The sequence below is a fragment of the Anabaena sp. CCY 0017 genome (genome assembly GCF_963920885.1).
Classification (GTDB): Bacteria; Cyanobacteriota; Cyanobacteriia; order Cyanobacteriales; family Nostocaceae; genus Nodularia.
Window position 1 is genome coordinate 328,148 of record NZ_CAWUDG010000002.1, and the last position, 24,867, is coordinate 353,014.

Annotated in this window: 25 protein-coding genes; 3 read left to right on the top strand and 22 right to left on the bottom strand. The window is 40.9% G+C overall.

Annotation, left to right across the window (positions count from 1 at the left end; translation table 11 throughout):
- Positions 1–148: 148 nt before the first annotated feature.
- The 8 genes from rfbC to ACM0OW_RS03700 form a co-directional block, all read right to left on the bottom strand.
- The gene (gene rfbC, locus ACM0OW_RS03665) at positions 149–706 is read right to left on the bottom strand and encodes a dTDP-4-dehydrorhamnose 3,5-epimerase (protein WP_414548677.1); all 558 of its coding nucleotides are present in this window, start codon (positions 704–706) and stop codon (positions 149–151) included.
- A gap of 41 nt (positions 707–747) precedes the next feature.
- Positions 748–1,587 carry a phytanoyl-CoA dioxygenase gene (locus tag ACM0OW_RS03670; RefSeq protein ID WP_414548837.1) on the bottom strand — a complete coding sequence of 280 codons (840 nt, stop codon included), beginning with the start codon at positions 1,585–1,587 and terminating at the stop codon, positions 748–750.
- Positions 1,588–1,631: 44 nt separating this feature from the next.
- Complete coding sequence (locus ACM0OW_RS03675) at positions 1,632–2,624, bottom strand: glycosyltransferase family 2 protein (protein WP_414548678.1); 993 nt, start codon at positions 2,622–2,624, stop codon at positions 1,632–1,634.
- 242 nt (positions 2,625–2,866) lie between these two features.
- Positions 2,867–3,973, bottom strand: a complete 1,107-nt coding sequence (rfbG, locus tag ACM0OW_RS03680) for a CDP-glucose 4,6-dehydratase (RefSeq protein WP_414548679.1) — start codon at positions 3,971–3,973, stop codon at positions 2,867–2,869.
- 88 nt (positions 3,974–4,061) lie between these two features.
- A complete protein-coding gene (rfbF, locus tag ACM0OW_RS03685; RefSeq protein WP_414548680.1) occupies positions 4,062–4,835 on the bottom strand; it encodes a glucose-1-phosphate cytidylyltransferase in 774 nt (257 codons plus the stop codon).
- Between the two features lie 339 nt (positions 4,836–5,174).
- On the bottom strand, positions 5,175–7,355 hold the full coding sequence (locus ACM0OW_RS03690) for a tetratricopeptide repeat protein (protein ID WP_414548681.1): 2,181 nt from the start codon (positions 7,353–7,355) through the stop codon (positions 5,175–5,177).
- Positions 7,356–7,470: 115 nt separating this feature from the next.
- A complete protein-coding gene (locus ACM0OW_RS03695) occupies positions 7,471–8,262 on the bottom strand; it encodes a PP2C family serine/threonine-protein phosphatase (RefSeq protein WP_414548682.1) in 792 nt (263 codons plus the stop codon).
- Between the two features lie 50 nt (positions 8,263–8,312).
- On the bottom strand, positions 8,313–8,987 hold the full coding sequence (locus ACM0OW_RS03700) for a vWA domain-containing protein (protein WP_414548683.1): 675 nt from the start codon (positions 8,985–8,987) through the stop codon (positions 8,313–8,315).
- A 706-nt stretch (positions 8,988–9,693) separates the two neighbouring features.
- Between ACM0OW_RS03700 and ACM0OW_RS03705 the strand changes: the two genes are divergently transcribed.
- On the top strand, positions 9,694–11,076 hold the full coding sequence (locus ACM0OW_RS03705; protein WP_414548684.1) for a response regulator: 1,383 nt from the start codon (positions 9,694–9,696) through the stop codon (positions 11,074–11,076).
- Positions 11,077–11,253: 177 nt separating this feature from the next.
- On the opposite strand, the gene ACM0OW_RS03710 is transcribed toward ACM0OW_RS03705, so the two are convergent.
- Positions 11,254–12,402 (bottom strand): AI-2E family transporter, encoded by a 1,149-nt coding sequence (locus ACM0OW_RS03710; RefSeq protein WP_414548685.1) that lies wholly within the window; start codon positions 12,400–12,402, stop codon positions 11,254–11,256.
- 55 nt (positions 12,403–12,457) lie between these two features.
- On the bottom strand, positions 12,458–12,652 hold the full coding sequence (locus ACM0OW_RS03715; RefSeq protein WP_414548686.1) for a hypothetical protein: 195 nt from the start codon (positions 12,650–12,652) through the stop codon (positions 12,458–12,460).
- A 321-nt stretch (positions 12,653–12,973) separates the two neighbouring features.
- Here ACM0OW_RS03715 and ftsH point away from each other — a divergent pair, with 321 nt between their 5' ends.
- Both ftsH and ACM0OW_RS03725 read left to right on the top strand, forming a co-directional pair.
- Positions 12,974–14,920, top strand: a complete 1,947-nt coding sequence (gene ftsH / locus ACM0OW_RS03720; protein WP_414548687.1) for an ATP-dependent zinc metalloprotease FtsH — start codon at positions 12,974–12,976, stop codon at positions 14,918–14,920.
- An 18-nt stretch (positions 14,921–14,938) separates the two neighbouring features.
- Complete coding sequence (locus tag ACM0OW_RS03725; RefSeq protein ID WP_414548688.1) at positions 14,939–15,124, top strand: hypothetical protein; 186 nt, start codon at positions 14,939–14,941, stop codon at positions 15,122–15,124.
- Here the strand turns inward: ACM0OW_RS03725 and ACM0OW_RS03730 are convergent.
- From ACM0OW_RS03730 to ACM0OW_RS03785, 12 genes are all read right to left on the bottom strand, one after another.
- Positions 15,117–15,308: a DUF2795 domain-containing protein gene (locus tag ACM0OW_RS03730; protein WP_414548689.1), complete on the bottom strand. Its 192-nt coding sequence runs from the start codon at positions 15,306–15,308 to the stop codon at positions 15,117–15,119. The two genes, ACM0OW_RS03725 and ACM0OW_RS03730, sit on opposite strands and share 8 nt — an antisense overlap.
- A gap of 367 nt (positions 15,309–15,675) precedes the next feature.
- On the bottom strand, positions 15,676–16,443 hold the full coding sequence (locus tag ACM0OW_RS03735) for a phycobilisome rod-core linker polypeptide (protein ID WP_414548690.1): 768 nt from the start codon (positions 16,441–16,443) through the stop codon (positions 15,676–15,678).
- Positions 16,444–16,583: 140 nt separating this feature from the next.
- Positions 16,584–17,327, bottom strand: coding sequence for a phycobilisome rod-core linker polypeptide (locus tag ACM0OW_RS03740; protein WP_414548691.1), 744 nt, complete (start codon positions 17,325–17,327; stop codon positions 16,584–16,586).
- 162 nt (positions 17,328–17,489) lie between these two features.
- Positions 17,490–18,329, bottom strand: a complete 840-nt coding sequence (locus ACM0OW_RS03745) for a phycobilisome rod-core linker polypeptide (protein ID WP_414548692.1) — start codon at positions 18,327–18,329, stop codon at positions 17,490–17,492.
- Between the two features lie 137 nt (positions 18,330–18,466).
- On the bottom strand, positions 18,467–19,063 hold the full coding sequence (locus tag ACM0OW_RS03750) for a HEAT repeat domain-containing protein (protein ID WP_414548693.1): 597 nt from the start codon (positions 19,061–19,063) through the stop codon (positions 18,467–18,469).
- Positions 19,064–19,205: 142 nt separating this feature from the next.
- Positions 19,206–20,036: a HEAT repeat domain-containing protein gene (locus ACM0OW_RS03755; RefSeq protein WP_107806527.1), complete on the bottom strand. Its 831-nt coding sequence runs from the start codon at positions 20,034–20,036 to the stop codon at positions 19,206–19,208.
- Positions 20,037–20,045: 9 nt separating this feature from the next.
- On the bottom strand, positions 20,046–20,288 hold the full coding sequence (locus ACM0OW_RS03760; protein ID WP_414548694.1) for a phycobilisome linker polypeptide: 243 nt from the start codon (positions 20,286–20,288) through the stop codon (positions 20,046–20,048).
- 37 nt (positions 20,289–20,325) lie between these two features.
- Positions 20,326–21,186, bottom strand: a complete 861-nt coding sequence (locus ACM0OW_RS03765) for a phycobilisome rod-core linker polypeptide (RefSeq protein WP_414548695.1) — start codon at positions 21,184–21,186, stop codon at positions 20,326–20,328.
- A 219-nt stretch (positions 21,187–21,405) separates the two neighbouring features.
- Positions 21,406–21,897: a phycocyanin subunit alpha gene (cpcA, locus tag ACM0OW_RS03770; protein ID WP_414548696.1), complete on the bottom strand. Its 492-nt coding sequence runs from the start codon at positions 21,895–21,897 to the stop codon at positions 21,406–21,408.
- 80 nt (positions 21,898–21,977) lie between these two features.
- Positions 21,978–22,499 carry a phycocyanin subunit beta gene (locus ACM0OW_RS03775; protein ID WP_063874325.1) on the bottom strand — a complete coding sequence of 174 codons (522 nt, stop codon included), beginning with the start codon at positions 22,497–22,499 and terminating at the stop codon, positions 21,978–21,980.
- A gap of 700 nt (positions 22,500–23,199) precedes the next feature.
- The gene (locus ACM0OW_RS03780; protein WP_414548697.1) at positions 23,200–24,153 is read right to left on the bottom strand and encodes an RluA family pseudouridine synthase; all 954 of its coding nucleotides are present in this window, start codon (positions 24,151–24,153) and stop codon (positions 23,200–23,202) included.
- Entirely contained in the window at positions 24,150–24,296 is a 147-nt protein-coding gene (locus ACM0OW_RS03785) for a hypothetical protein (protein ID WP_414548698.1), read from the bottom strand. Before ACM0OW_RS03785 ends, ACM0OW_RS03780 begins: the two co-directional genes overlap by 4 nt.
- Between the last annotated feature and the right edge of the window lie 571 nt (positions 24,297–24,867).

A 24,867-nucleotide genomic window follows, 5' to 3' on the forward strand; every position in this document is an offset into this window, starting at 1 on the left:
CGGGGCGTTTAGCCCATGCTGAGTGCTGAGTGCTGAGTATAAAGCCAGTCATCAACATTGTTTTAATCCAATACCCTTCAGATAATCCCAAAAGTCTCATGTAGAGACGCGATTTATCGCGTCTAAAAAACTGAGAACGGTGAACTATCTATTTAGAATCTGCACTACCAACTGGAATCTTTTCCAGTAAAGTCCAACTAGAATCTTTTTCGGAAATTTCAGTTACTTCTAGAGGCCATTCAATATTAAAAAATGGGTCATTATAGCGTAAGCCTCGTTCATAACCTGGTGTATAAAACTCACCTACTTGATAAACAACTTCAGCATCATCTGTCAGGGTTTGATAACCGTGAGCAAACATTTCAGGAACATATAAAGCTCGATGATTGTCTGCGGTTAACTCTATACCAATATATGATAAAAAAGTTGGCGACTGAGAACGCATATCAATAATTACGTCATAAATAGCACCTTTAGTACAACGCACTAATTTTGTTTCTGCGGCTGGAGCAACTTGATAATGCATTCCCCGGACTGTACCTTTTTTGTAATTAAAAGATATATTACATTGGGCAACTGTAGGCTTTAAACCATGTTCGATAAATTCTTGAGCGCAAAAACCACGGGCAAAAAATCCCCGATGATCTGGCTTCTTTTCAACATCAACAATGAATGCGTCTTTGAGGGCAGTTTTAGTAAATATCATTGCTCACTTTGATGGAAATTTTAATTAGTTGTGTGAAAAGTTCAACTATGAACTGAGGTATTACTTAACACTGGAATAGTAAAAATATCATCCCAATATTGTCTGCAAAGCTCCGGTCTTTTAGGAGGATTAGCAGTGTAAGTAAAAAATAGTGCAGACCGTTCTTCTGTGCGGATGGTTCCATGATGTAAAACGGCTCTAGTATCAGCAATAATTACTGTACCTGCTGAACCCACACAAGATTTACAAGCTGATTTAGGGAGAATTTTTGCTAGCTCTTGATCGTTGAGGCCTAAGTAACCAGACTGTTTCAGCTTACGGTCAACGCGATAACCATTAAAATTAGGTATGGAAGTTAAAGAACGTGGGACATATTCAAAAGGGCCATGCTGTTCTTCAACATCATGCAAATAAATAATGACTTTAATTATCCGCCGATCTTCTGAATCTTTATGCCATAATAGTGTCCCAAACTGATGTTGATTAGAGAAATCTTTACGTAAATGAACGCCATGAAAATTAATAGGAAGTCCAATATAATTTTCAATGATGTTGAACAGTTTTCTATTACTTCCCCATATAGAAAACTCAGGTAAACTTGTAACTGTATAAATCTGAGGCAATTTATGAGTTAAATGGCTATTACTTACCTGCTCCATTTCCCGCAATAGCCTGTGAGAGGCTTGCAACAATTCTCTAGTAGAAGGTAATCCTAAATCTGCCAATGTTGTAATATAAGCACCTTCTTTTTTCAGGGTGTCAACAATCCAGCGATCGCCTACTGATAATTGAGGTAGTTTTTTGGAATATCTCAGCAACGAGGCTTCATAATACAATTGAGACTGACAAGCTAATAGCTTTTTTTTAATCCTGTTGATAATCACCGAAATGCCTGGATTTATTGGATGTAATTAATGCTGAATGCTTATGAAACCTTGATGGGACTTTTCTGCAAATGTCCCATTTCAAATCTACTCCCTAGCATAATTTTAACAGCAGATAAACAAACCAAACTTAAAAAGGGAACCACCATTTTCATGGCAGACACAGGCCATCTTCGTAAACCACCCAAAAATACTTTCATATTTACTTGTTTGAAATTTTGTAAGATCATTTGACGACAAAATTCTTTAGAGTATCCATTTTCTTCCAATTTGACAATAACTTCAGGTATATGTTTGTATTGCATTAACAGCGCAGAATTAGCTTCCTTTTGCCAATAACTCACACCCACAATACATTCCATATATGTATCTTTAGTGACGATAACTTGACCATTAGCAGCACAATAGCCAGCTAAATATGCTAAAGATAACCAATTACTTGGAGCCTCTGGCCAAATTTCTAAAGCGCGTTTGATTAAGTCAGCACGATAGACTGAAGCCGTCAGGAAACTAACTGCACCGATACTTTTAGCAAAGCAATGTTCAAATATTGCCTTACCATCTTCATTACCATCTTCGGTATCAGCATCAAACCAACGATTACCAACTATTGTTGGTGGATGAACTGGTTCATTAGTCAGCTTATTGCGTCCAGAAAAATTCAGAAATAATAATGATAGGTTTTCTTTATTTTTTAACTGATTTATCAAATAATTCACTGCTCTTAGCTGAATGGGATCATCATCTCCAATTGTCCAAATATATTTTGTTTCAGCAGAAGTTAAACAACGAATAATATTTTTGATTAATCCCAAATTTTCGGGGTTTTTATGGGATTTGAATGTAACATTAGTGAGATTATTTTGCCATTTCTTGATAATTTCTTGAGTATGGTCAGTTGAACAATTATCAGAAACGAAAATTTCACAGTCAGACTCAAAACCTTTAATAGCTTGAGCTAGCCATGCTAACTGTTTATCAAGGAACTCGGCACGATTATAAGTAGGAATGGCAATTGTGAGTAATTTCTGCATGGTAAATAAGAAAAATCTATTTAGCTAACTTGTAAATTGAACTCTGCTTTCGGGAAAGTTTTTTGACAAGATTGAGTTTAATGTTTGGAACTTTGGGTATGGGTGAACAGTTACACAAATATGTGGCTTCACCAGCTGCATTTTATTGAAAATGGGTAATATCTCCATCTTCACTCAGAATAAAAAATGCTATCATTATCTAATACAAATTCGTTATTTAACTGCTCACCTTTTGCCCCAAGTTAAACTTCCAATAGAGAATTTTTTCGTTGTGAGAAATGTGCAAGTTGCATAAACTGCTGGATTTGATATTGGCTCTTTTGCTGCATATCATGTCCTTGTTGCCAGGCTTTAGTCCAATCTACAATCCAAGCTAATGCTGTCGGTAAATCTAATTGTGGTTCCCAGTTAATTTGAGTCCGAGCTTTAGAACAATCCAAGGTTAATAAATTCGCTTCATGGGGTTGAACACCACCATCCTGAATCCAATGAGCATCGCCACCCCAAAACTTCTGAAGCTGGTCAACTACCCAAGCTACAGTTTTTACTCCTGACTCATTCGGCCCAAAATTCCAGCCTCCACAATAAATGGAACCCTGAGTATAGAGTTTTTCAGCCAGCATTAAATAACCATTCAGGGGTTCTAGAACGTGTTGCCAAGGGCGCACTGCTTGGGGATTTCTAATCACAACTTCTTTCCCTGCAAGCCAAGCGTTGAGAATATCAGGAATCAATCGGTCTTTAGCCCAATCTCCGCCGCCAATCACATTTCCCGCTCTAACGCTAGCTATAGCAACACCATGTTGCGCGTAATCAACTGGATTGAAAAATGATTGACGATAAGCTGTAGTAACTAATTCTGCACATCCTTTACTACTGCTATAAGGATCATATCCCCCCATTGCATCAGTTTCCCGGTAGCCCCAAACCCATTCTCGATTTTCATAACACTTATCAGAGGTAACTGAAACTACTGCTTTAACGCTGGGGACATTCCGTACTGCTTCCAATACGTTGACTGTTCCCATAATATTCACAGCATAAGTATCTACTGGGTTGTAGTAAGATTCCCGCACCAACGCCTGAGCCGCCAAATGAATGACAATATCAGGCTGATAGGTTTGCATCACTTCTTGGAGAAAATCTAAATCTTTGATATCTCCTACTACTGATTTCATACCATCAGCAACATTAGCTAACTCAAACAGATTCAAAGGTGTGGGGGGAGTTAAAGCATAACCACACACGTCAGCCCCTAACATTTGCAACCACAGAGATATCCAACTACCTTTAAAACCTGTATGTCCCGTAACAAAAATTTTTTTTCCTGCCCAAAAATTTGATTCCATTAGATAAATTCTCCTAGTGCAGCACGGCTCAAACTAACATTCATGGGTAGCAATTACGAACTACGAATTACGAATTACGAATTACGAACTACCACACCTTCCAAGGAGCATTACCACTTTTCCATAATTCTTCCAAGTGATTTTTATCGCGTAAAGTATCCATTGGCTGCCAAAAACCATTATGTTTAAAAGCAGATAGCTGATTCATCTGTGCCAATTTTTCTAATGGTTCTTTCTCCCAAACTGTAGAATCATCAGCAATCAAGTTAATTACTTCTGGTTCTAAAACAAAGTAACCGCCATTAATCCAGGCTCCATCACCTTCAGGTTTTTCTTGAAAGCTGTTGATTTTAGTTTGTTCTTGTCCTAGAGAAATTGCACCAAAACGTCCTGCGGGTTGAACGGCGCTTAGTGTCGCTAAAGTTTTTTGTTCTTGATGAAACTTAATTAACTCGGTGATATTAATGTTACTTACACCATCACCATAAGTGAAACAAAATGTGTTGTTACCAATATGTTCACTGATGCGCTTTAAGCGTCCACCTGTCATGGTATAATCGCCCGTATTGACTAAGGTCACGCGCCAGGGTTCAGCATAACCAGAATGCACATTCATTTGGTTAAAGCGCATATCAAAAGTTACATCTGACATATATAAAAAGTAATTAGCAAAATACTCTTTAATGATGTAACCTTTATACCCACAACAAATGATAAAATCATTAATCCCGTGTGCAGAATAAGTCTTCATAATGTGCCAAAGAATTGGGTTTCCACCAATTTCTACCATTGGCTTAGGTCTGATACTAGTTTCTTCACTGAGGCGTGTACCAAGTCCTCCAGCCAGAATGACTGCTTTCATACAATTACCTTTTTGGATATTTGCCGATGGATTATTATTTAAAATTTGCAGGATGAAGAGGATGCACGTATAGGGAAAAAATTGTCTGGATAATGTCTTCCTTCCCGTACATAATATAACTATTATTTTTACTAAATTGATGAAGAGGATGTAAATGGTTGTATTTAATATATAAAATATATATGAATATTTTTAGAGTAAAATTGAGTAAATTAAATATACGAAAAGTAGCTAACATGATAAGAGTAGTATCATATTAACCCTTATCATGCTTGTTTTTATCCGTGAAAAGGAAAAAGATTTAACAAAAACCTAGGTTTAATTTTTCCAAATTTGTAATTAATTGTTTCCTGTATATTCCCACATAGCTGAACTTTGTAATAAAGCAGTACATTGGCTTTCTATGATTACACAGATACTGCTAAGTGCTTGTTGGTAGCTTTCTGTATCTTCTTGTTCTAAGGACAGTTTGGCAGCTGTTCGTAAATCTTCAATAGCCTTCAGGTTATTTGGATCAGAGTCGTTACCAGTATATTGTGTAAGTTCATAACGAACCATCCCTCGTTTGAGGTAGACTTTTGCCAAGTTGCCATTTATTTTTAGTGCTTGATTAAAATCAGCAATCACCTGTTGATATTCTGGAATAAAGTTACTGCTAAATTGTGCCATTTTATAGCGAACTTCACCCCGTTGAAAATAAGCTTCGGCTCTGGATGCATTAAGTCGAATCGCCTGGGTGAAATCAAGAATTGCTTTTTGATAATCTTGTACAGCTTCGCCGCTATATTTAGCGATTTGAGAACGGACAATACCTCTTCTAATATAGGCTTCTATTTCTTGATCGTTGATTCCCAGAGCTTGATTAAAATCCGCGATCGCGAGATTATATTCTCGGTCAGGATCGTGGCTATATTCAGCCAGCATATAACGGGCATTACCCCGATTGACAAAAGCCTTAACTTCTTCAGGGTTAATTCTCAAAGCTTGGTTATAGTCTTCTAGAGCGCCTTCATAATCTCTCAAGTTGTAGCGGGAATTGCCTCGGTTAACATAAGCTTTAGAATTTTCCGGTTCCTGTTCTATGGCTTGGCTAAACTTTGCAACTGCTTGCTCATAATCTCGAATCTGGTAAGCAGCATGACCTTGTTTATAGTAATCTGAGAAAGCTAGAGTCTCTTCCTGGGGTTTGGAACGAGCCATCAACGTTTGTTGAGTGAAGGCATTTTGAGAAACATAAGGACGAGTAAATTTAATTGCTACGTCCAAATACCCCAACACACCCAGACCTAGTAAACACAAAACAGCAGGATAAAACTTTGTCTTCTTTTGAGGTTGATAAGCAGAATAGCTAGAAGTAGCTACTGGCTGCCAATAATTAACTTGGTACTGTGGACTAACTGGTTGTGGAGAACGTGGACGCTGGTTGTAACGCCTTTTTGGTACGACACGTGGGCGCAGATGTTCGCGATTTTCTACTGCTCTAGGTGATGGAAATGGATCACGTCCACCTAAGCGTAAAGCCCGTTCACACCAAGGACAACTATCTAAATGGCTGTTGTAACGATGCTGAGGATTAGCAGTGCAAGTAATCAGGCTATCTTCGGCTTCAGCTAAAACTGATAGCCAAGTTTGGGCGCTGGGGCGCAGATTCGGGTCATTGTGGCCATCCTCAAAACAACGCAAAAATAAGTCTTGCAACTTGGGATGCAGCACTTCCCAAGCAGGTGCAATGGGGGTTGGGCGATAAGGTACTTGGTGTTTTTGACTGTAAGTAAAATGTCCCGCAGCAATCCGGGCTTCGTAGGTTGGTGGCTCCGACACCCCTTGAAAGATACCTGAAAAGGGGTGAGTACCTTCCATTAAGAGTTGAAAAATCAACACCGCCAAGCCAAAGGAGTCATGAGTGATTTTGCGATCGTGTTCAGCAAAAACTTTATTTTGTAGTTCTGGTGGAGTAAACTCTGGTTTACCCACTGAACAGCGATAAACAACATTCTGGTCAGGATCATATACTTGGAAAGAGTCAGTATCTACCAAAGTCACCAATGCGGTATCGCTGACGAGAATATTTGACTCATTCACATCACCAACGCAATATCCACTATTATGCAAAGCGGCAAAAGCTGCTGCTAGGTTGCGCGCTGTACGCAGCAGATATTGATAATTGAATAAAGGACAGTGTTCGCGGCGGGTTCTAGGATTGTAAAAATCGATAATGGGGCGCATTCCGTAAATACGGGGCATCAAAAAGCCAATGATGCCATTGCTAGAATCTGTCGCCCGCAATAAATCCTGCGGCCAAGCAATGGAAATATGCCCCAAGCTAGCTGTAGGATTTTCTGGAGGGTTGGCAAGCATCGCCTGGAGTTTTTGGGCGTGAGCCATTGTTGGTTTGTGATAAACCTTGGCTACTAAATCATCACCGGACGGCACTGCATATATACAAGCTTCACCGCCACGCCCCAAACTAACGCTGAGGTTGATAATTTCTTGTTTGGGAAGACAACGTAAGACCTGCATGATAAAATTACGGTGAATGGGGTTATGTAAAAGACTAATCTCGCAGAATCACCACAACATTGCTGAAACAAAGATCATGAGAAGCGAGCCACGTTTCAAGTAAGTTATTCAAAACTCAGAACTCACAACTCCTAAATCCAGCTAAAATCAGTGTTAGATCATCATCAGTCCGTTGGGTAATCCGTTCGGAACCTAAAAACCGCACTAACTGCTCTTTTGCTAATGTTTGATCTTCAACATTTTCTACAAAGTCGAATAAGGGGAAAAAGAATGGTTTATGAGGTTCACCAACAAGCATATTTAAAGCCAGCATTTGTAGTCCATCGGTGAGGACACCGACATTAACTATGGTTTCACGCCATAATTTAATTTGAGCTGTATCTAAGGCATCAGGCGAAGTTAAAAAAGTTGTCTGGTTGATGTATTCGCCATTGTCAGGTTTTGTCAATGCCAGTAAGTTACCTTGATGGTCCTTGGCTACTGCTAAACCATCACCAATTTGTGCAACTCCTACCATGTCTGGTGTGGCCAGCATAATAATTAAGGTAGTTGCTAAATCTTGAGGCTGTTTGCTACAAGCTACCGCTTCATCCTCTACCGCTTTTTTGGCAGATAGCAAGGCCTCATTTAATAGTGATTGTACAAGTGCATCATCTCCCAGGATGTCTGGAGTAATTTCTTTCATGGCCAGGGTTTCTATTGCTGTTTCTACAGCTACCATTGCGCCTACTTTTCCCTGGCTGGCAGAACCTGCACCATCAGCAGCAGCAGTTACCAACACGTTACCGGGTAATAACTGCCAGTGATGAGCATCTTGACACAGTTGCTGATTTCTGATGTGGCTTGTTCCACATACAGATGCAGCCACTACTTGCCAATGAGATATCTGTTTTGATGTTGTGTTCATAGATTTTTAAGATGGCAGCTAGCTTTGTAAGTGTAAGCCGCACGACGCTATTAAAGTGTTCCCCAGCCAATTGGAGGTAGTGCTACCTGTTCATCTACGTGGGAATGGGAAACTGCTGACATACTAGCCGACAACCAAACAAACATCTCAATAAAGTTAAGTCCTTTAAGTTTGAGGGGAGTCCGCACAGCTAATTGATTTAAGCGCATCATGTTAGCGTTTTCTACACCTACTGTGAAGAATGCAACTCTTTTATTGGCTTCGTCTCCTTGCAAGCGTTGCGCTGCTTGTTCTATGAGATGGTCTAATTCACCCTGTGGTTCTCCATCTGTAATCATGAATACCCACGGACGATAGTATGCAATGCCATTGGCACGATATAAGGATTTACGCTCTTGCACCATATCTAATGCTTTATGAATTCCCGCCCCCATCGTTGTTAACCCCTGTGCAGTCAAGATGGGTGGGTTAAATTGATCGGCTGTCACAAAGTCTTGGACTATATTGACATTACTATCAAAAGTGATGATCGCCACTTCCACCCTTCGAGCTGCCAAGGAATTTTTCACTAATTCATCCTTCAAACTCAGCAAGCCCTGATTTAACGCCTCTATGGGATCTCCTTGCATGGAACCGGATGTGTCCAGCAATAGCACACAAGGACAGCGTGGTTCAGGGTTTTCAGCAAATTCAACTATTTCATCGAGTTTTAAGGTATCATTCATAACGTTTTTTGTTATGTTATAGTCCAAGGCTTTATTTTCCTTTTTTCAAAGTATATAGTTCAGTTTCCGGAGTCTACAAGACTAAACATAAATGTTTAGAGGTAATTAGTGCAATCTTTATGAAACAGATACTTTTCACTAAATTATCTATATATACCATTTATTAATGAAACCGCGTTTAATCAACCTGCCTACGCAGATTTTGGATGTGAGCTATTTGGATGGGTTGCTGTAGGTAAATAAAGCGCATTTTCTCACATACAATTGGTATATATAGGCAGGGATAAAGAGATAAAAATAACTGATTCAAATCGTATTATGTCCTTTGCTATTGCTTATTGGTAAGGCTTTCAGTGTTTTTGCTTCCAGTTATATAGTTATGCCTAGTCGATAGTGAATTATTTTTTTTCAGAAACTCTTAATGTTAAAAATTAGTTTTTTCACATAGGCAAAATTATTATTGCTAGCATAAAGTTAGATGGGCGTAAACAGATAAATTTGCCATAAAAGTTCTCTAAAAACATTCCTAAAGGTAAATATTACAAAATAGAATTCTTGAGGTATAAAAAATTTAGGTTTCATTATATAATTAAATCCCCAGTAAATACATTTATTTTAAAGAAATATTAAATATTACAATATTTTGCATAATGAGAGTCCAATTTTCGCTATCTTCTGTATAATCTTTATCTAAATTATCCAAAATATGCATAATTTTGGCACTTTAGCAAGGCTGCGTCCCCAAAGTTTGTTAAGACACTTATCTAGTTGTGATGATACTACTTGTTTACAAGTTTTTAGTAACTTAGTCACTTGGTCAATTTACTTGAAACAGGGAAGAATAATCTACGCTACCCATTCAGTAGAGCCTTTTGACCGATTAGAACGCCATCTGCGTCGCCTTAGCTATCAAATTCCTCAGCTTACTAGTGAAATTAGGGTCGAATTACGCTTAATTTTTGAACCTGACTTACATCATCAGTTCATTGAAGATGACAGTGGTATTAACCATCAACCTGCTGATTATCAAGCTATTCAATGGCTGATAACTGAAGGACATTTGAATACTCAACAAGCAACATTGCTAATTCAAGAATTAGTTATAGAAGTAGTTGAATCTTTTTTGTTAGTCAAAACTGGTAAATTTGCATTTAGCGCTGAACAGCCCGAAATATCAGAGATATGCATATTGGATGTAAAAAAAGTTATAGAACGTTGCCAAATTCAATTACAAAATTGGCTGGCTTTAACGCCTTATATTTCTTCACCTTATCAACGTCCTTATTTATTGGTTACTAGCATAGTCCACAGTCAAGGTTTTCCATACCTCCAGCCAAATCTAACTAACTGGATGAAGGGTTTCAGCCTCCGTCATCTTGCCGTGATGATAAATCAAGATGAGATTGAACTAGCTCAAACACTATATCCATATATTATCAAAGGCGAAGTTATATTACATGAACCAGATCCACCTTTTGACCAACTACCAAGAAATGTGGAAAACTTGTTATTATCTTGGAGTTATACACCAGAATTACTGGAAACAAATGTAGTAGACATACCAGTAGAAGCGAGTAAAAATACAATTCCGTCTTACGCAGACATTCCTGGAGAGCAATTCCAAAATATTTCTGCTCCTGTAAGAGAAAGTATTCCGGGGTTAATATCAAATAACATAGATTCTAGTTCGGAAAGAGTAACGGCTGCTACTATAACCAATAAAAAAGTATATAAAATTATTTCTGTAGATGATAGTCCGACAATTCTCAAAGAAATTAGCCGTTTTTTAGAGAGTGAAACTTTTGTTGTTGTGTCAATTGATGACCCGCTAAAATCTGTGATGTCGATTATTCGACACAAGCCAGACTTGATTTTACTGGATCTGAATATGGCGGGAATTGACGGTTATGAGTTGTGCCGGATTATTCGTAATAATGCATTATTTAAAAATACTCCGGTAATTTTTGTCACAGGTAATAAAGGAATTGTTGATCAGGTAAAAGCGAGATTTGTGGGAGCATCTGGATATTTGACTAAACCTTTTACACGGTTAGAATTACTAAAAATTGTCTTTACTCACTTGACTTGAATCAGGATAAAATGGGAATATTATCTGATTGGTGAAGAAGATTCATTTTACAGCGATTTTGGAGCAATGAACCACATTTTTGATTGTATAGCGGTTATCAGTTAAGTGAAATACAAGAACCCCAACCCCCTCCCCGCAAGCGAGGAGGGGGCTATTAAATTCACCAAGTCAAGAGAATTATTCTTGTTGTGGTAAGACATCATCCATTTTAGGTTCTGAATCGCTATCTGGCTTTTCTGTCTGCCAATCAATATCTGAAATGGATGCTTGAGAAATTATAACTAACTCAGTTTCTTTCTGGGGACTATGACCCCATTCATCAAGAACATCTTTAATCAATACTTCTTGCAGCCAAATCTTAGCAACGACAGTTAAGGGTAATGCTAAAAATAGTCCTAAAAACCCAAAGAAAGTCACGAAAAATAGTTGGGAAATTAAGGTAACTGCTGGTAGTAAATCAACTCGATGTGCCATGACTGTGGGAGTAACTAAGTTGGCATCAATCTGTTGAATGACAAAGTATAAAACCAACACCAGCAAAGGTTTCCAGGGATTATCCAATAAAGCGATCGCCATTGCGGGTATCAGGCTTAATGTGGGGCCTAAATTAGGAATTACGTTGAGAAATCCGGCTAGAACTCCTAAAGCTAGGGCTGCTTTTACTCCCAAAAATGATAAGCCAATCACACTGGATATGCCCACGAAACTCATAGCAATAAAAGCACCTGCGATCCATCCCTTCAATGAAAGTTCACATTGATCTAAAATGCCATTAATTCTTGAGCGATAAAATGAGGGAAATAGGCGAATAAATAATCGGCGATAGGCTTGAGGCTCGGCTAAGAACATTCCTGTTAATACTAAGACTAATAACATCTTGAGTAGGACTTCTAACGAGCCAGATACAAAAGCGAAAGAGTTGCCTAATATCTGATTCAAAAAGGGTTGTGCCTGTGCAATCAGATTATTTAAATCAGGGATATAAGGAACTAATTGGTCAGGAATCAGAGTTTCTAGTTGTTGTACCCAAACATTAAAACGAGCAAATCCTTGAGGAACCCGATAAGTTAGTTCTTGAAACTGCTGTACAAAAGGTGGCACAATCAGCCAGAAAAAACACGCTACACCCGCGAAGAAAAGCAGCACCGACAAGACCACAGCGAAACCACGTTTCAATCCGAAGCGTTGAATCCGTTTCGCTAGCCGATTTAAGGTAGCAGCCAATACAACTGCGGCAAAGATCAGCAACAATACCTGCCGTATTTGCCATAAGATATATAAAGACAGAACTATGGCAATTAAGCCAATCCATTGACCAAGGTTCACAGACTGCCCCCAGTTGGGTAATTGAGATTAGGTTAGCTGATTTTAGCAATTTATACTAATTATTTTTCGGTGCTGCTTGAAATCGCCACAATAAAGCGATCGCGATGATTACAATCGGTAACAAAACTATAATTAACGCATTAATATTTGTGGCGGCGATGGGTAAATTCGGTCCTGCATACTTAATCAATACAGATAACAAACCCGAAAGCACAAGTAATTTAACTACAAATCCGAGATTATTTTGCATACAGTTCGGCAATACACATTTTTCTTTGGGGAATACCCGATATTAGGGTACTGACTTTAGTTTCTACAATAGACCTATACAGACACAAATTTTTACATCGAGACTTTACGACTCGTAAACCTGCAACCCCGACCAATTAATTTAACTAACACCCACCTCACCATTCGCTTTGTGACTCAGCGAAAAAAGTAATCTTCGAGGAACTGATATAGCTAAGTGCTGAGTAGAAACCAAGTTACATTAAGGCTTTCAGCCATCAACAATGTTCTAGCCACCTTGCCAGTTGCCATAACTGATAACTGAATTTGGAGGGTATATCCCATGCCTGTAGAAACTAATAATAATCACAAAAACCCAAATAAACCGCCAAAAACCAGACAGTTTGGCGGAAGTTTACTCATTCTGTTAAGTTTTTTATTACTGCTGAATTTGGTTGTTCCGAGTTTGTTTGGACAGCGACAAACCCAGGTTCCGTACAGCGAGTTTATTGCTCAGGTGCAAAATAATCAAGTTGAGCAAGCTGTAGTGGGTAGCGATCGCATTGAATATACCATCAAAACCCAAACTCCTGAAGGCGAAACGGTGGAACAAGTGTTTACCACTACGCCAGTAGCTCTGGATTTAGATTTGCCCAAAATTCTTCGTGAGCATAATGTCGAGTTTACAGCACCACCCCCATCTGAAAATGCCTGGATTGCTACTTTACTGAGTTGGGTTGTCCCGCCGTTAATTTTCTTTGGTATTTGGGGCTTCTTAATCAATCGTCAAGGTGGTGGCCCTGCGGCTTTAACTGTAGGTAAAAGCAAAGCCCGCATCTATTCCGAAGGGATTACAGGTGTACAATTCAGTGACGTTGCTGGTGTGGATGAAGCTAAAGCCGAACTTGAAGAAATCATCGATTTTCTCAAAAATGCGGGTAAATACACCAGACTAGGGGCAAAAATTCCCAAAGGTGTATTGTTAGTCGGTCCTCCAGGAACAGGTAAAACCATGCTGGCTAAAGCTGTAGCGGGTGAAGCTGGTGTTCCCTTCTTCAGTATTTCTGGTTCAGAATTTATTGAGTTATTCGTGGGTGTAGGTGCTTCACGAGTGCGGGATTTGTTCGACCAAGCTAAACAGCAAGCGCCCTGTATTGTCTTTATTGACGAATTAGACGCACTGGGTAAGTCTCGTGGTGGTGCTGGGCCAATGATGGGCGGTAACGATGAACGCGAACAAACTCTCAACCAGTTACTCAGCGAAATGGATGGTTTTGACGCTAACACCGGGGTAATCATTATCGCCGCTACTAACCGTCCAGAAGTCATTGACCCCGCTTTAAGTCGTCCTGGTCGTTTTGACCGTCAAGTTGTGGTAGATCGTCCTGATAAAAGCGGTAGAGAAGCTATTCTCAATGTCCATGCTAAAAATGTCAAATTAGCTCACGATGTCAATTTGTCCACTATTGCAGCCAGAACTCCTGGTTTTGCTGGTGCAGATTTAGCTAATTTGGTGAATGAAGCGGCATTATTGGCAGCTCGACAAAATCGCCAAGCTGTAATTATGGCAGATTTTAATGAAGCTATTGAGCGCTTAGTGGCTGGGTTAGAAAAACGCTCTCGTGTGCTGAATGAACTGGAAAAAACCACCGTAGCTTATCACGAAGTGGGTCACGCCATCATCGGTGCGTTAATGCCTGGGGCTGGTAAGGTGGAAAAAATCTCTGTTGTCCCCCGTGGTGTGGGTGCTTTGGGTTATACAATTCAGATGCCAGAAGAAGACCGCTTTTTGATGATCGAAGATGAGATTCGCGGCCGCATTGCAACTTTATTGGGTGGACGTTCTGCGGAAGAAACTGTTTTTGGCAAGGTTTCCACTGGTGCTGCGGATGATATTCAGAAGGCGACTGATTTGGCAGAACGAGCCATTACTATTTATGGAATGAGCGAAAAGTTGGGGCCTGTGGCTTTTGAGAAGATTCAACAACAGCAGTTCCTCGAAGGTTACGGTAATCCTCGCCGCAGTATTAGCCCCAAGGTGGCTGAGGAAATTGACAAAGAAGTGAAGCTGACTCTGGATAATGCTCATCACATAGCTTTGAGTATTTTGGATTATAACCGCGAGTTGCTAGAGGAGACGGCACAGGCATTGTTAGAGAAGGAAATTCTTGAAGGTGCTAAGTTGCGGGAACGTCTCAACCAAGTCCAAGCACCAGATGAACTGGGTGAGTGGTTACGGACTGGTAAGTTATCTGAAGACAGACCATTGATGCAATCACTGCTGGTGTAGCAATTTTAGAGCCGTTGTATGAGTGTAGAGACGTTGTATATAACGTCTCTACAGGGGTTCAAGCGTGGTGTGTTTTATTTACCTGAAAATAGCTGTAAATTGTTTAGCGATGGGCAAAGCCCCGCCGGAGGCGATCGCCCCATTTTTAGAGCGATCGCTTTTTGCAAATCTATAGTTTTGCCTAACGCTTCAGGAATTATTTAACTTGACCAAAGGCGTGTTCTACATCTGCCATGTTGCCATATTCCTGATCTGGCATTTGTTGGAGGATGTTGATTACCTCTTTGTTGGCTTTTTTCTCTCTGGCGTGGTTGACTAAATCTTCTTTGTTGGCGGGAAAGTCTATGCCACTGAGGCTTCTTGAAATATCAACTGCTGATACTGCCATAACTTAACCTCTTTGAATTGGTTATGTCTAGGCTATTGGCGATCGCTATCTCTAATTCTCCCCCTACGGTTGTATCTTAAGTATAAAAATTTATGTGATTTCCTATACAGGAAACCTGAAATGCTTTAGCGTGTCTAGTATTTTGTCAAAACATAATTGACGAATATATTTTCTGTAGAGAAGGCGATTTATCGCGTCTGTCCAACCTCAGCACTTTGCTATAACTGTCGAACGGATAGTAAAGACAGCTACTGGGTCTAATTTCCACTTAACGTAACGCCCAGCTACAGAAAAACTGCAAACCCGTCGTCACATCAACGCAAAAACTAGACCCAGTATAAAATTTGAGACAGTTAGATTTTAAATCCTAGCGTCTGTTACCACCACGGTAAGGAACTGCATCGAGATAATCAATATCAAATGCAGAAAGCTTTTGACCGTAGTTTCCTTTGCCACTCATAGATGCTGCCATGTCCGCATATTTGCGGGGGTCGCCTTCGGGGAGGCGTTTTTCTTGGAACTTGCGGGTGTAGAACTTCTCCAAAGTGAAGCGCCAATCTGTTTCGACTGTACCCACTTTTTCGCGGAAGTCTTCGCCGTAACGAGGTGTTACCAAGTTGTGAGGACGACCTTCCATGCGTTTGCGCTGGTAAGGTACGATATTATCGCCAAAGCTTTGGGTGTACTCTTCGCTGTCTACTAAAGCATCAACGAAGCCGCCAAAACCTTTAGTAGCAATGACGATTGACCAAGCAATTTGTTCGTCTTTGTTGTAAGACGCACGGCCTAATACCCGCTTGAGGGTGATATCTACTAAACGGTAGTTGTTGTTTGACGAGACAACTAAACGATAGAAGGCTTCCGACTTGGTTAAACCTCTGATGAAGTCCCGCACAGATAGGGAACCAGTTTTCAGTTGAGATTCCAGAGTCTTCTGGCGGTTGAACTTGAGGATTTCATGTTCACTGAAAATTTGGCGATAGGCTGCCCAAATAATGCTCTGGATATCAGTGTAAGAACTGACATCTTCAATGCGGTAGATATATGGTGTATCTTCATTCAGGTCAGCTACACCAAAGCTCGTGACTCGGTGATTTTGACTGCTGGGTTTGTATTGAAGTAATGGCAGAGACATACTGCGTTCTTCCTTTTATTAACAATGTGAACAAAAAGCTGATTCGGAAAACTCAAGGAGGTTTGAATCTTCAAACCCTCACTGATGCTTTACTCATTCTCCCCCATTATGTTGATAGGTAGAGCTGATTCCGAAGTAATTTAGCGCACGGGGAAATTGGCGCTGGAATTGATGGAAACCGGAATACCTTGGGGGTTGATATCCCTGGCCATGTCGGGAATTTCAACGCTGGCGAGGTTAACTGGTGTAAATTTCAGTGTCTTGATTTCGATAGAACTGGCTAATTCCATGAAGTTCTTGATGTCGCCTGCTTTATAACGCGCATCTTCTAACTTGTCGCGCCAGTAGTTACCATAGCGGGGTGTGACTAAATTAAAGGGTCTATCTTTGTAGCGTCGCCGTTGGTAAGGAACTATATTGTCGCCAAAGTTGCTTTGATACTCTTGAGAGTTGATTAAAGCGTCAACAAAACCATTCCAGCCGAGGGTGGCTATTTTGATTGACCAAGCAATTTCTTCGTCTTTGTTGTAAGACGCACGACCTAAAATTCGTTTGAGGGCAATTTCTACTAACCGATAGTTAGAGTTGGTCTGCACTACCAAATTTCGGAAGGCTTCCGACTTGGCTAAACCCCGGATCAGGTCGCGCACGGTAATGGCTCGATTCTTGATCTGAGATTCTAAGTTAGTCTGACGATAGAATTTGAGGATTTCATGTTCGCTAAACAGCTGTCGATAAGCTGCCCAAATTAATTCTTGGACTTCACTATCAAAAGCACAGTCTTCGATGCGGTAAATTCGGGGTGTATCTTCGTTCGGTACTTCGTAACCAGCTACGCGCTGATTTTGGGAACTGGGTTTGTAATCTAGTAAAGGGATTGTCATTTCGGTTATTAGTTATCAGTTGTTTGAGTTTGATGACTTAACTCAGGTCTTAAGGGACTTTCAAGAAATAAACGAACCACAGAGGCACAGAGGACACAGAGTCAAGAGGGTTTGAGAGGTTTTTTGCGTTAAGTGGTTGAGTGTTCTTTTATTTGGAAGTCCCTAATTTGTGGGATTTGCAGGGATGTAACGGTAAGGTAGAGCCACAGCTACAGGTTTCATGGTTGGTTGGGGAGTGCCAATTTCGCGGGAGTTGTCGGGAATTTTGATATCTTTGATTTGTGAGGTGACTGTAGCTACTGTCCGTTGGTAGTTAAGTTCCGGGGCGAGAATTTCCCCGGCCATGCTCATAAAATTGGCGGGAATAATTCGACGAATCTCTTGTTTACTAGCAAAGCCTGTGGTGCGGGCGTTGTAGAAGGAACGACCACCGATAGATTCCAACATCATGCGATCGCGCCAGTATGAACCGTAGCGAGGATTAACTAAGTTAAAGGGTCTGTCTTTATAGCGACGGCGTTGGAAAGGTACGATGTCATCACCAAAGTTTTGCAGATATTCTTCACTATCTAACAAGGTATCGATGAAACCATGTAATCCTTTTGTACCAATGACAATCGACCAAGCAATTTCTTCGTCTTTGTTGTAAGCGGCGCGTCCTACAAACCGTTTTAAGGTGATGTCAACTAAGCGGTAGTTGGTGTTAATATCTGCTACTTGTGTGCGGTAAACTTCAGATTTACCTAATCCCCGGATAAAATCACGGACGTTAATTGCCCGATTTCGCAGTTGAGATTCGAGAAATTTCTGGCGATTACTGGCAATGATTAAGTGTTCGCTAAAAATTTGCCGATATGCTGCCCAGATAATGGCATCAATATCTGTATCTGAGGTAGCAGCCGCTAACCGATACATGGTGGGCGTATCTTCGTTGGGTACTTCGTAGCCTTCTACACGCTGATTTTGCGTGGTAAATGAATAATTCAGTAATGGTATTGACATATTTACTTTTTCCTTGTTTTATGATATGTAAGTCAGAAATCAGCGATCGCAGAAATTCAAAGTTACTCACTACACCAAATAGCTTGAAATCCTGAAATCAAGCCTTGATAACTCATAACTGATAACTGTTCACTGATTTAAACAGCCAGCTGCACACGAGCGCGAATTGCTTTTTCGTCATCAGTGGCTAACATCTGGTCAAATCTCGTCTGAATGGGCTGCTGTAAATTAGGTATTTTCACCAAGGCTTGTAAACCCACAACAGCAGCATAACGGATTGACCATTCTGAGTCTTGGGAAATAAACAGCAGGGTTTCCAATGCTTTGTTCAGCGCTGTTTCCCTGTCGGCAGAGTCGAGCTTATGCCAGTTTAAATTTCCCAATCCCTTGGCAGCAGCACGGCGGACACTGGGAGCAAAGTCTGTAGCTGCGGCTGTGATTAAAACGTCTATAGCACGGGGGTCTGCGATCGCTGCTAAAGTACGAATCGAATAAGCCCGTGCGCCATAGTTATAATCATCTATTTGGGATAGCAATTGTGGCACTGCTATTTCTCCCATTTCAGTCAATGCCGCCGCCGCCACCGTTGCTGCGGTTGGGTTGTTATAACCAAACACTGCAATTAATGTGGGAATGGCGGCGACATCTTTTGCTGCTGCCAAGTTTTGTACTGCCGTTACCATATTGGCTGGTGTATCTGCCTGGGCGACGGCACGAATTAATTCATCAGTCAAATCCTGCGCTCCAATTCATGATTGATAATTCATAGTACGTAGTTACGAATTACGTTCGCGTTAGCGTGCCGTAGGCTCTATTACGAATTACGAATTACGAATTACGTTAGCGAAGCTCCTCTGAAAGAGGCACTACGAATTATTACAAAAGTGAATCCATCAAATTCATCACCTGGATAGCATTGTCAGAAACAGACAAAACATCTAACTCTGGGGTGAGTTGATGCTCTAATAATCCTTTGAGGGCAATGAGTTTGAAGCTATTTTCTACCTGAGCGATCGCGATCGCCTCTGCTGCTGCCATGTATCCAATTGCACCCAAATCTGTTAAAACCAAGCGGCGCAATTTCAGATCGCTACTAGACAACGTTTTCACTAACCTATCCCCATAAACGGGGTCTTGTGTTAGTTGGTACATTGCTCTAGCGGCGGCACACTGTACCCCTGGGATTTCATGCTCTAAAAACGGTGCAATTAAAGAAATAGCCTCAGTTGCACCAATAGCTCCCAAGGCTTCTATTACCGCTTCATAGGGCTGGGTGAGATGGGGGCGACCCATTACTTGCACGGCTTGGGCAACACCCCCATCTAGCATTTTTATGAGGGCTGGGGCGGCAGTTTTGTCCCGCAACTTTTGCAAAGACTGGGCTGCTGCTTCGCGCACATAAAAATCATGGCATTCCAAGCTCTTAATTAAGCCTGGGATAGCTTTGGCATCACCTAATTTCCCCAATGCTCTGGCTGCATTGCGCCGCAGTGGATAACCTCCCATTTCGGTTCTGTCGGCTTCATCCTCTAACGCTGCAATTAAGGCATCTACAACATCTGGGTGGCTAACTCGAAATTTGCCCAGCCACCAAGCTGCGTAATAGCGGAGACTTAAATCTGATGATTGCAGGTTGGCGAGTGCTAACTCTGGTGTCAACTGGGGCGCATTTTCTGCTGAATATTCTGACGCACTGGGTTCGTTCATGCCAAGAAATTAATTTTCTTCAGCGCTCAATGGTGAAATATTGATGATTCTGCCACCTAAGCGGTTAATTCGTTGCATTTCTTCGTTCATCCGGCTGTATGGCACTGTGATGAACACACTACCACTGCGACGAATATCGAATTGGTTCCTATCAGTTTCTGCATTTTGGCGCAAGCCTACGACTTCATAACGAAATACTCGGCTTGCAGATGAAGAAACGCTACCAGCCCCAAGTGTGGTTTGACCGAACATTACTTCTGATCTCCTCTGTTATGTGAGTAACGCTACCTTAAGCTGACGTGATGCTGACGATTTTGCCACCCTGCTTATGAATTTGCTGGATCTTGTCAGAGAGTCGCTCGTAAGGTACGATAAATGCTGTGCTGCTCCGTCTGATACCGGGATAGCCTGAACCACGGATTGCTGTAACTTCGATGCGGTAAACGCGATCGCCTACACCCACAGCATTGCCTAAATTCTTCTTGGGAGCGACATCTGCTGAAGCACGATAATTCCAGTTATCGTTGCTTCCTGATGGTCCCACAATTGAAGAAGATTTATTACTTGCTAAATCCTGCGCTAAACGGGATTTAGTACCTTCTACCTGAGTGCGATCGCTATTGGCATAACCGCGGTATAACCGGAACATCCTGGTAAAGCCGACAGTTTTTTGTCCTAATTGATTATCAAAACCACGATAATAAGGAACAATGCTGTCGCCGAAGTTATTTTGGTACTCTGGAGAATCAATATAAGAATCAATTTCCGCGTCGTACCCTTTGTTCTGATACAAATCTAAGTGGTAAACAACTTCCGCTTCATCGTAGGGTGCGCGTCCCAAAAGATGCTTGTAGTTGAGTTCAATCAACCGAGTTTGAAAACTGTTGTAAAAAAACTTGTTTTTGTAAAGTTCTGATTTGGCAATGCTGCGGACAAACTCGCGCACTGACAAATTGCCATCTCGTAGGAGTGATTCGGCACTAACTAGACGTTCCGATGCCATCAAATAGTCGTTACCCAAAACTTGCCGATAAGCAGCGCGGATTACAACCTCTGCTTCATCTTTGCTGGCGTTAGGGCGCAGTTCAACTCGACGTGCATCACTAAAAGGTTCGGTTCCGAGCCTAGATGCTGCTGTTGTAATTGCCATTTTTCTTCACCTATTTATTTGCATTTCGGCGATTTATACCGAATGCTGATTTTACTCAAACTTTTATTTCTCTGCTAAATAAAAGTTTGCCCGGAGCGAGATTCAACTGCTAGATGAGCCAGAACAGTCTTTTTGTGTGACAAAACGAGCGACTGGTGAACCCCAAAAGGTTCATTAACTTCATCCAACACTTGCATCCTGCTCCGGGCAAGATACTATTTAGCTAAGAGCGTTGATAGCGTAGTTAAAGTAGGTGTCAGCTTCGTTTGCAGCTTGTCCACTCAAACCATGATTAGCTTTCATGTATTTGATAGCTTCAACGTACCAGCTAGGAGACAAGTCAAAGGAGCTGTTGATTTCAGACAAACCAGCAATCAAGAACTCATCCAAAGGACCTGTACCACCAGCAACTAAGCTGTAGGTAACGATGCGTAGGTAGTGACCAACGTCACGAGCGCACTTGGACTTACCACGGCTGTCAGCAGCATACTGAGGGCCTGGGGTTTGGGTGGTGTATGGGAATTTTTGGTAAACAGCTTGGGTTGCACCATCAATCAATTTTTGTGCATTGGAGGTCAAAGCACGAGCAGCTTCCATGCTAGCAATAGCACGTACATAACGACCGTTAACTGCTTGCAGTTCGGTGTTACCTAAAAAACGTCCTTGGGTATCAGCAGATGCGATCGCTTCGGTAATTGGTGTTTTAACCATTTTCTAAAATCTCCTTGGTATTTCGTAAATTTTTGGTCTGATTACCTAAATTCTTAGGTATGGGACTTTGTTAGTTGATATTAAGCAACAGCAGCAGCAGCACGATCAAAGTAGCTAGCTACTTCAGACATCAATTGGCTGCAATCACCCTTGGTGATACCGTTAGGATCGTTAGCTAGACCAACAGCAGCGTCTTTCATTTTTTGAACGCCAACAGCTACGGAAGATCCAGGAGTTCCTAGAGCTTGGTAGGTTTCGCGCAAGCCGTTCAAGCAGCGATCATCTAGAACACTAGCATCACCAGCCAAAATAGCGTAGGTAACGTAACGCAAGATGATTTCCATGTCGCGCAAACAAGCAGCCATACGACGGTTTGTGTAAGCGTTACCACCAGGAGCAATCAATTGGGGTTGTTCTTCAAACAAAGAACGAGCTGCGTTGGTAACAATAGCTGAAGCGTTGCTGGTAATACGGTTAACAACATCTAAACGCTTGTTGCCTTCTTTGACAACGTTGGTTAAAGCGTCTAGTTGCTCGGTGCTTAAAAATTCGCCTCTGGAGTCAGCTTGAGAAACTACCTTGGTGAATACATCTAATGTCATGGACTTTAATCTCCTAATTTGTGAGATGTCTAAATAAAAACTGGCAATGTTTATGGTTAAAAACAGACTGGGTATCAAACTGCTTCTCACCTTAGTCTCATAATTCCCTGTCACCAGATGAAAGAGCAATTATGAGAACCTGGGATAATTTTATGAGAAATCAGCAAACTTGATTAAATGGATGCCTTGTTTGACTTCTGTCTGTCATTTAACCCCTTCAGCTTATGTTTATACAATGCCATAGATCCTTTATTTGTTACAAATTATGAATAAATAAGATGACCGAATAAGAACAACCTCAAATCCTTTACATACAAGGACTTTGCCTGAGAAAACGCCGGAAATTGAGTAACATTACTTCATGTTTGTTACAAATCGGCGGAAAATTTCTGAGTTTTAGGTTTTATTAATTTTTCCAGAAGTATTGCAAATAGAGGACATTAGGTTTTTATGAGTATTTTTAGCCAGTGCAGTTTTTATTAAAAGATGTTAAAATTGTGGGCTAATCTGTTACTAAAAATGCTGATTAACTGATCTTTCTACCGCAAAAACGCCCAAAAAACTTTACAAATCTAAATATTGGGGAATAGGGAGGAGGAAAATCCCACCTATTTCTGTTTGTCCTCTACCCCTTATTGCTTAATCCGTATGCAACGCTAGTAATTGACGCATCTATCTTAAGGATGATATGTTGATAAATTTAACTAGCAACTCGTCTCCGGAGAATTTCTAGCAAAGTTGTAAATGTTTGCGGAGGGGGAGCTGTCACCTCAATCAAATCCTCAGAAACTGGATGTTGCAATTTCAATCGCCATGCGTGTAGTGCTTGACCATTTAATTTGACCCCCACGGAATGAGCCGAACTATAAATGGGGTCGCCGACGATGGGATGACCGATTTTGGCGCTGTGGACACGAATTTGATGGGTGCGTCCTGTTTCTAATTGAAAGAGGACTAATGTCTGGTTTCCTAGTCTTTCTAGGATTTGCCAATGAGTTACCGCATTACGTCCGCCTTTTTCTATAGGGACTACTGCCATTTTTTTTCGATCTTGGGGATGACGACCAATGGGTTCGTTTATAATGCCATTTTCAGTTTTGGGCGCACCGTAAACTACACCTAAGTATTCTCGTCTTGCGGTTTTTGCTTGGAGTTGGGCTTGGAGGCTGTGATAGGCAATATCAGTTTTAGCGATCGCGATCGCCCCTGTTGTATCTTTATCCAAGCGATGCACAATTCCCGGACGCTGGACACCACCAATTCCGGGGAGATTAGGACAATGAGCCAGCAAAGCATTTACCAAAGTCCCATCAGGATGACCTGGTGCTGGATGGACGACTAAACCAGCAGGTTTGTTAAGAATCAGTATATGGTCGTCTTCATAGAGAATATCTAGAGGAATATCTTCGGCTTGCACTTCCAGGGGTTGAACTTCTGGGATTTCTAAGGTAATGCGATCGCCTACTTTGACATTGATTTTTTTAGTTGTGCAGATTTGCTCATTCAGATGAACATTTCCCTGCTCAATTAATTGCTGGATGCGAGAACGAGATAAATTAGGTAATTTTTGTGAAAGGTAGCGGTCTAGGCGTTCACCGGAGGTGTGGGCGAAGCGATCGCCTGTGTCTTCAACTTGTAAATTAAATGCGGTCACAATTGTTCGGAATTAATTTCTCTTTCTTGCAGTAAAGCACGGAGAGCTTGCAAGTTGGTTAATTTTAACGAATTGCTGTGCTGGTTCACCAAGGGACTAATCAGACTAAAAACAGTATCCAATAATTTTCTAACTTCTTTCAAACTGTTATATATAATTCAATACTGAACGAAAATACTGCTTTTCTCTGTGTTATCAATATTGATGTAACATCCTAGTTGTTTGTTAGTTTATTAATCCAGTGAAAGCACGGTAAATCCTGTCAAAGTAGAGTTTCCGGGAAAAAGTATAGAAAATTGCGATTAATTTTTATTCACGTTTTCTTTACTTATTCATTATGATATTTACAATTTTTTCGAGTTTTTTTGCAAAAATTATAGTAACCTAAAAACTAGTAAGCAAATTATTTGCTATCTACCATTTAGCGGAAAAGAGCTATTTTGTTGCTATGAACCATATTTCTGAGATTTAGCTGTAAATCAGGGGTGTTGGCATTCAAAATAGTGCAGGGTGACTATTTATCACCACACAACACTAGACAACTTTTCATTACTGATCCAGTCAGAAACCCCATATCTAAAAGCGGAGGCTGGAAAAAGAGGCTAGGGAGCCAAGGAGATCATTCAGATGGGGATTCGACTCCACCTGAACAGGAACCACTTAGTAGAAGTGGGGGATTCAAACCCATGTTCCGCTACCCTCCACCAAAAGAGA

Bases quoted from the DNA above. Each gene is read 5' to 3' on its own strand.
- rfbC (WP_414548677.1), bottom strand. From the start codon at position 706: ATGATATTTACTAAAACTGCCCTCAAAGACGCATTCATTGTTGATGTT.
- ACM0OW_RS03675 (WP_414548678.1), bottom strand. From the start codon at position 2,624: ATGCAGAAATTACTCACAATTGCCATTCCTACTTATAATCGTGCCGAG.
- rfbG (WP_414548679.1), bottom strand. From the start codon at position 3,973: ATGGAATCAAATTTTTGGGCAGGAAAAAAAATTTTTGTTACGGGACAT.
- rfbF (WP_414548680.1), bottom strand. From the start codon at position 4,835: ATGAAAGCAGTCATTCTGGCTGGAGGACTTGGTACACGCCTCAGTGAA.
- ACM0OW_RS03690 (WP_414548681.1), bottom strand. From the start codon at position 7,355: ATGCAGGTCTTACGTTGTCTTCCCAAACAAGAAATTATCAACCTCAGC.
- ACM0OW_RS03695 (WP_414548682.1), bottom strand. From the start codon at position 8,262: ATGAACACAACATCAAAACAGATATCTCATTGGCAAGTAGTGGCTGCA.
- ACM0OW_RS03700 (WP_414548683.1), bottom strand. From the start codon at position 8,987: ATGAATGATACCTTAAAACTCGATGAAATAGTTGAATTTGCTGAAAAC.
- ACM0OW_RS03705 (WP_414548684.1), top strand. From the start codon at position 9,694: ATGCATAATTTTGGCACTTTAGCAAGGCTGCGTCCCCAAAGTTTGTTA.
- ACM0OW_RS03715 (WP_414548686.1), bottom strand. From the start codon at position 12,652: ATGCAAAATAATCTCGGATTTGTAGTTAAATTACTTGTGCTTTCGGGT.
- ftsH (WP_414548687.1), top strand. From the start codon at position 12,974: ATGCCTGTAGAAACTAATAATAATCACAAAAACCCAAATAAACCGCCA.
- ACM0OW_RS03725 (WP_414548688.1), top strand. From the start codon at position 14,939: ATGAGTGTAGAGACGTTGTATATAACGTCTCTACAGGGGTTCAAGCGT.
- ACM0OW_RS03730 (WP_414548689.1), bottom strand. From the start codon at position 15,308: ATGGCAGTATCAGCAGTTGATATTTCAAGAAGCCTCAGTGGCATAGAC.
- ACM0OW_RS03735 (WP_414548690.1), bottom strand. From the start codon at position 16,443: ATGTCTCTGCCATTACTTCAATACAAACCCAGCAGTCAAAATCACCGA.
- ACM0OW_RS03740 (WP_414548691.1), bottom strand. From the start codon at position 17,327: ATGACAATCCCTTTACTAGATTACAAACCCAGTTCCCAAAATCAGCGC.
- ACM0OW_RS03745 (WP_414548692.1), bottom strand. From the start codon at position 18,329: ATGTCAATACCATTACTGAATTATTCATTTACCACGCAAAATCAGCGT.
- ACM0OW_RS03755 (WP_107806527.1), bottom strand. From the start codon at position 20,036: ATGAACGAACCCAGTGCGTCAGAATATTCAGCAGAAAATGCGCCCCAG.
- ACM0OW_RS03760 (WP_414548694.1), bottom strand. From the start codon at position 20,288: ATGTTCGGTCAAACCACACTTGGGGCTGGTAGCGTTTCTTCATCTGCA.
- ACM0OW_RS03765 (WP_414548695.1), bottom strand. From the start codon at position 21,186: ATGGCAATTACAACAGCAGCATCTAGGCTCGGAACCGAACCTTTTAGT.
- cpcA (WP_414548696.1), bottom strand. From the start codon at position 21,897: ATGGTTAAAACACCAATTACCGAAGCGATCGCATCTGCTGATACCCAA.
- ACM0OW_RS03775 (WP_063874325.1), bottom strand. From the start codon at position 22,499: ATGACATTAGATGTATTCACCAAGGTAGTTTCTCAAGCTGACTCCAGA.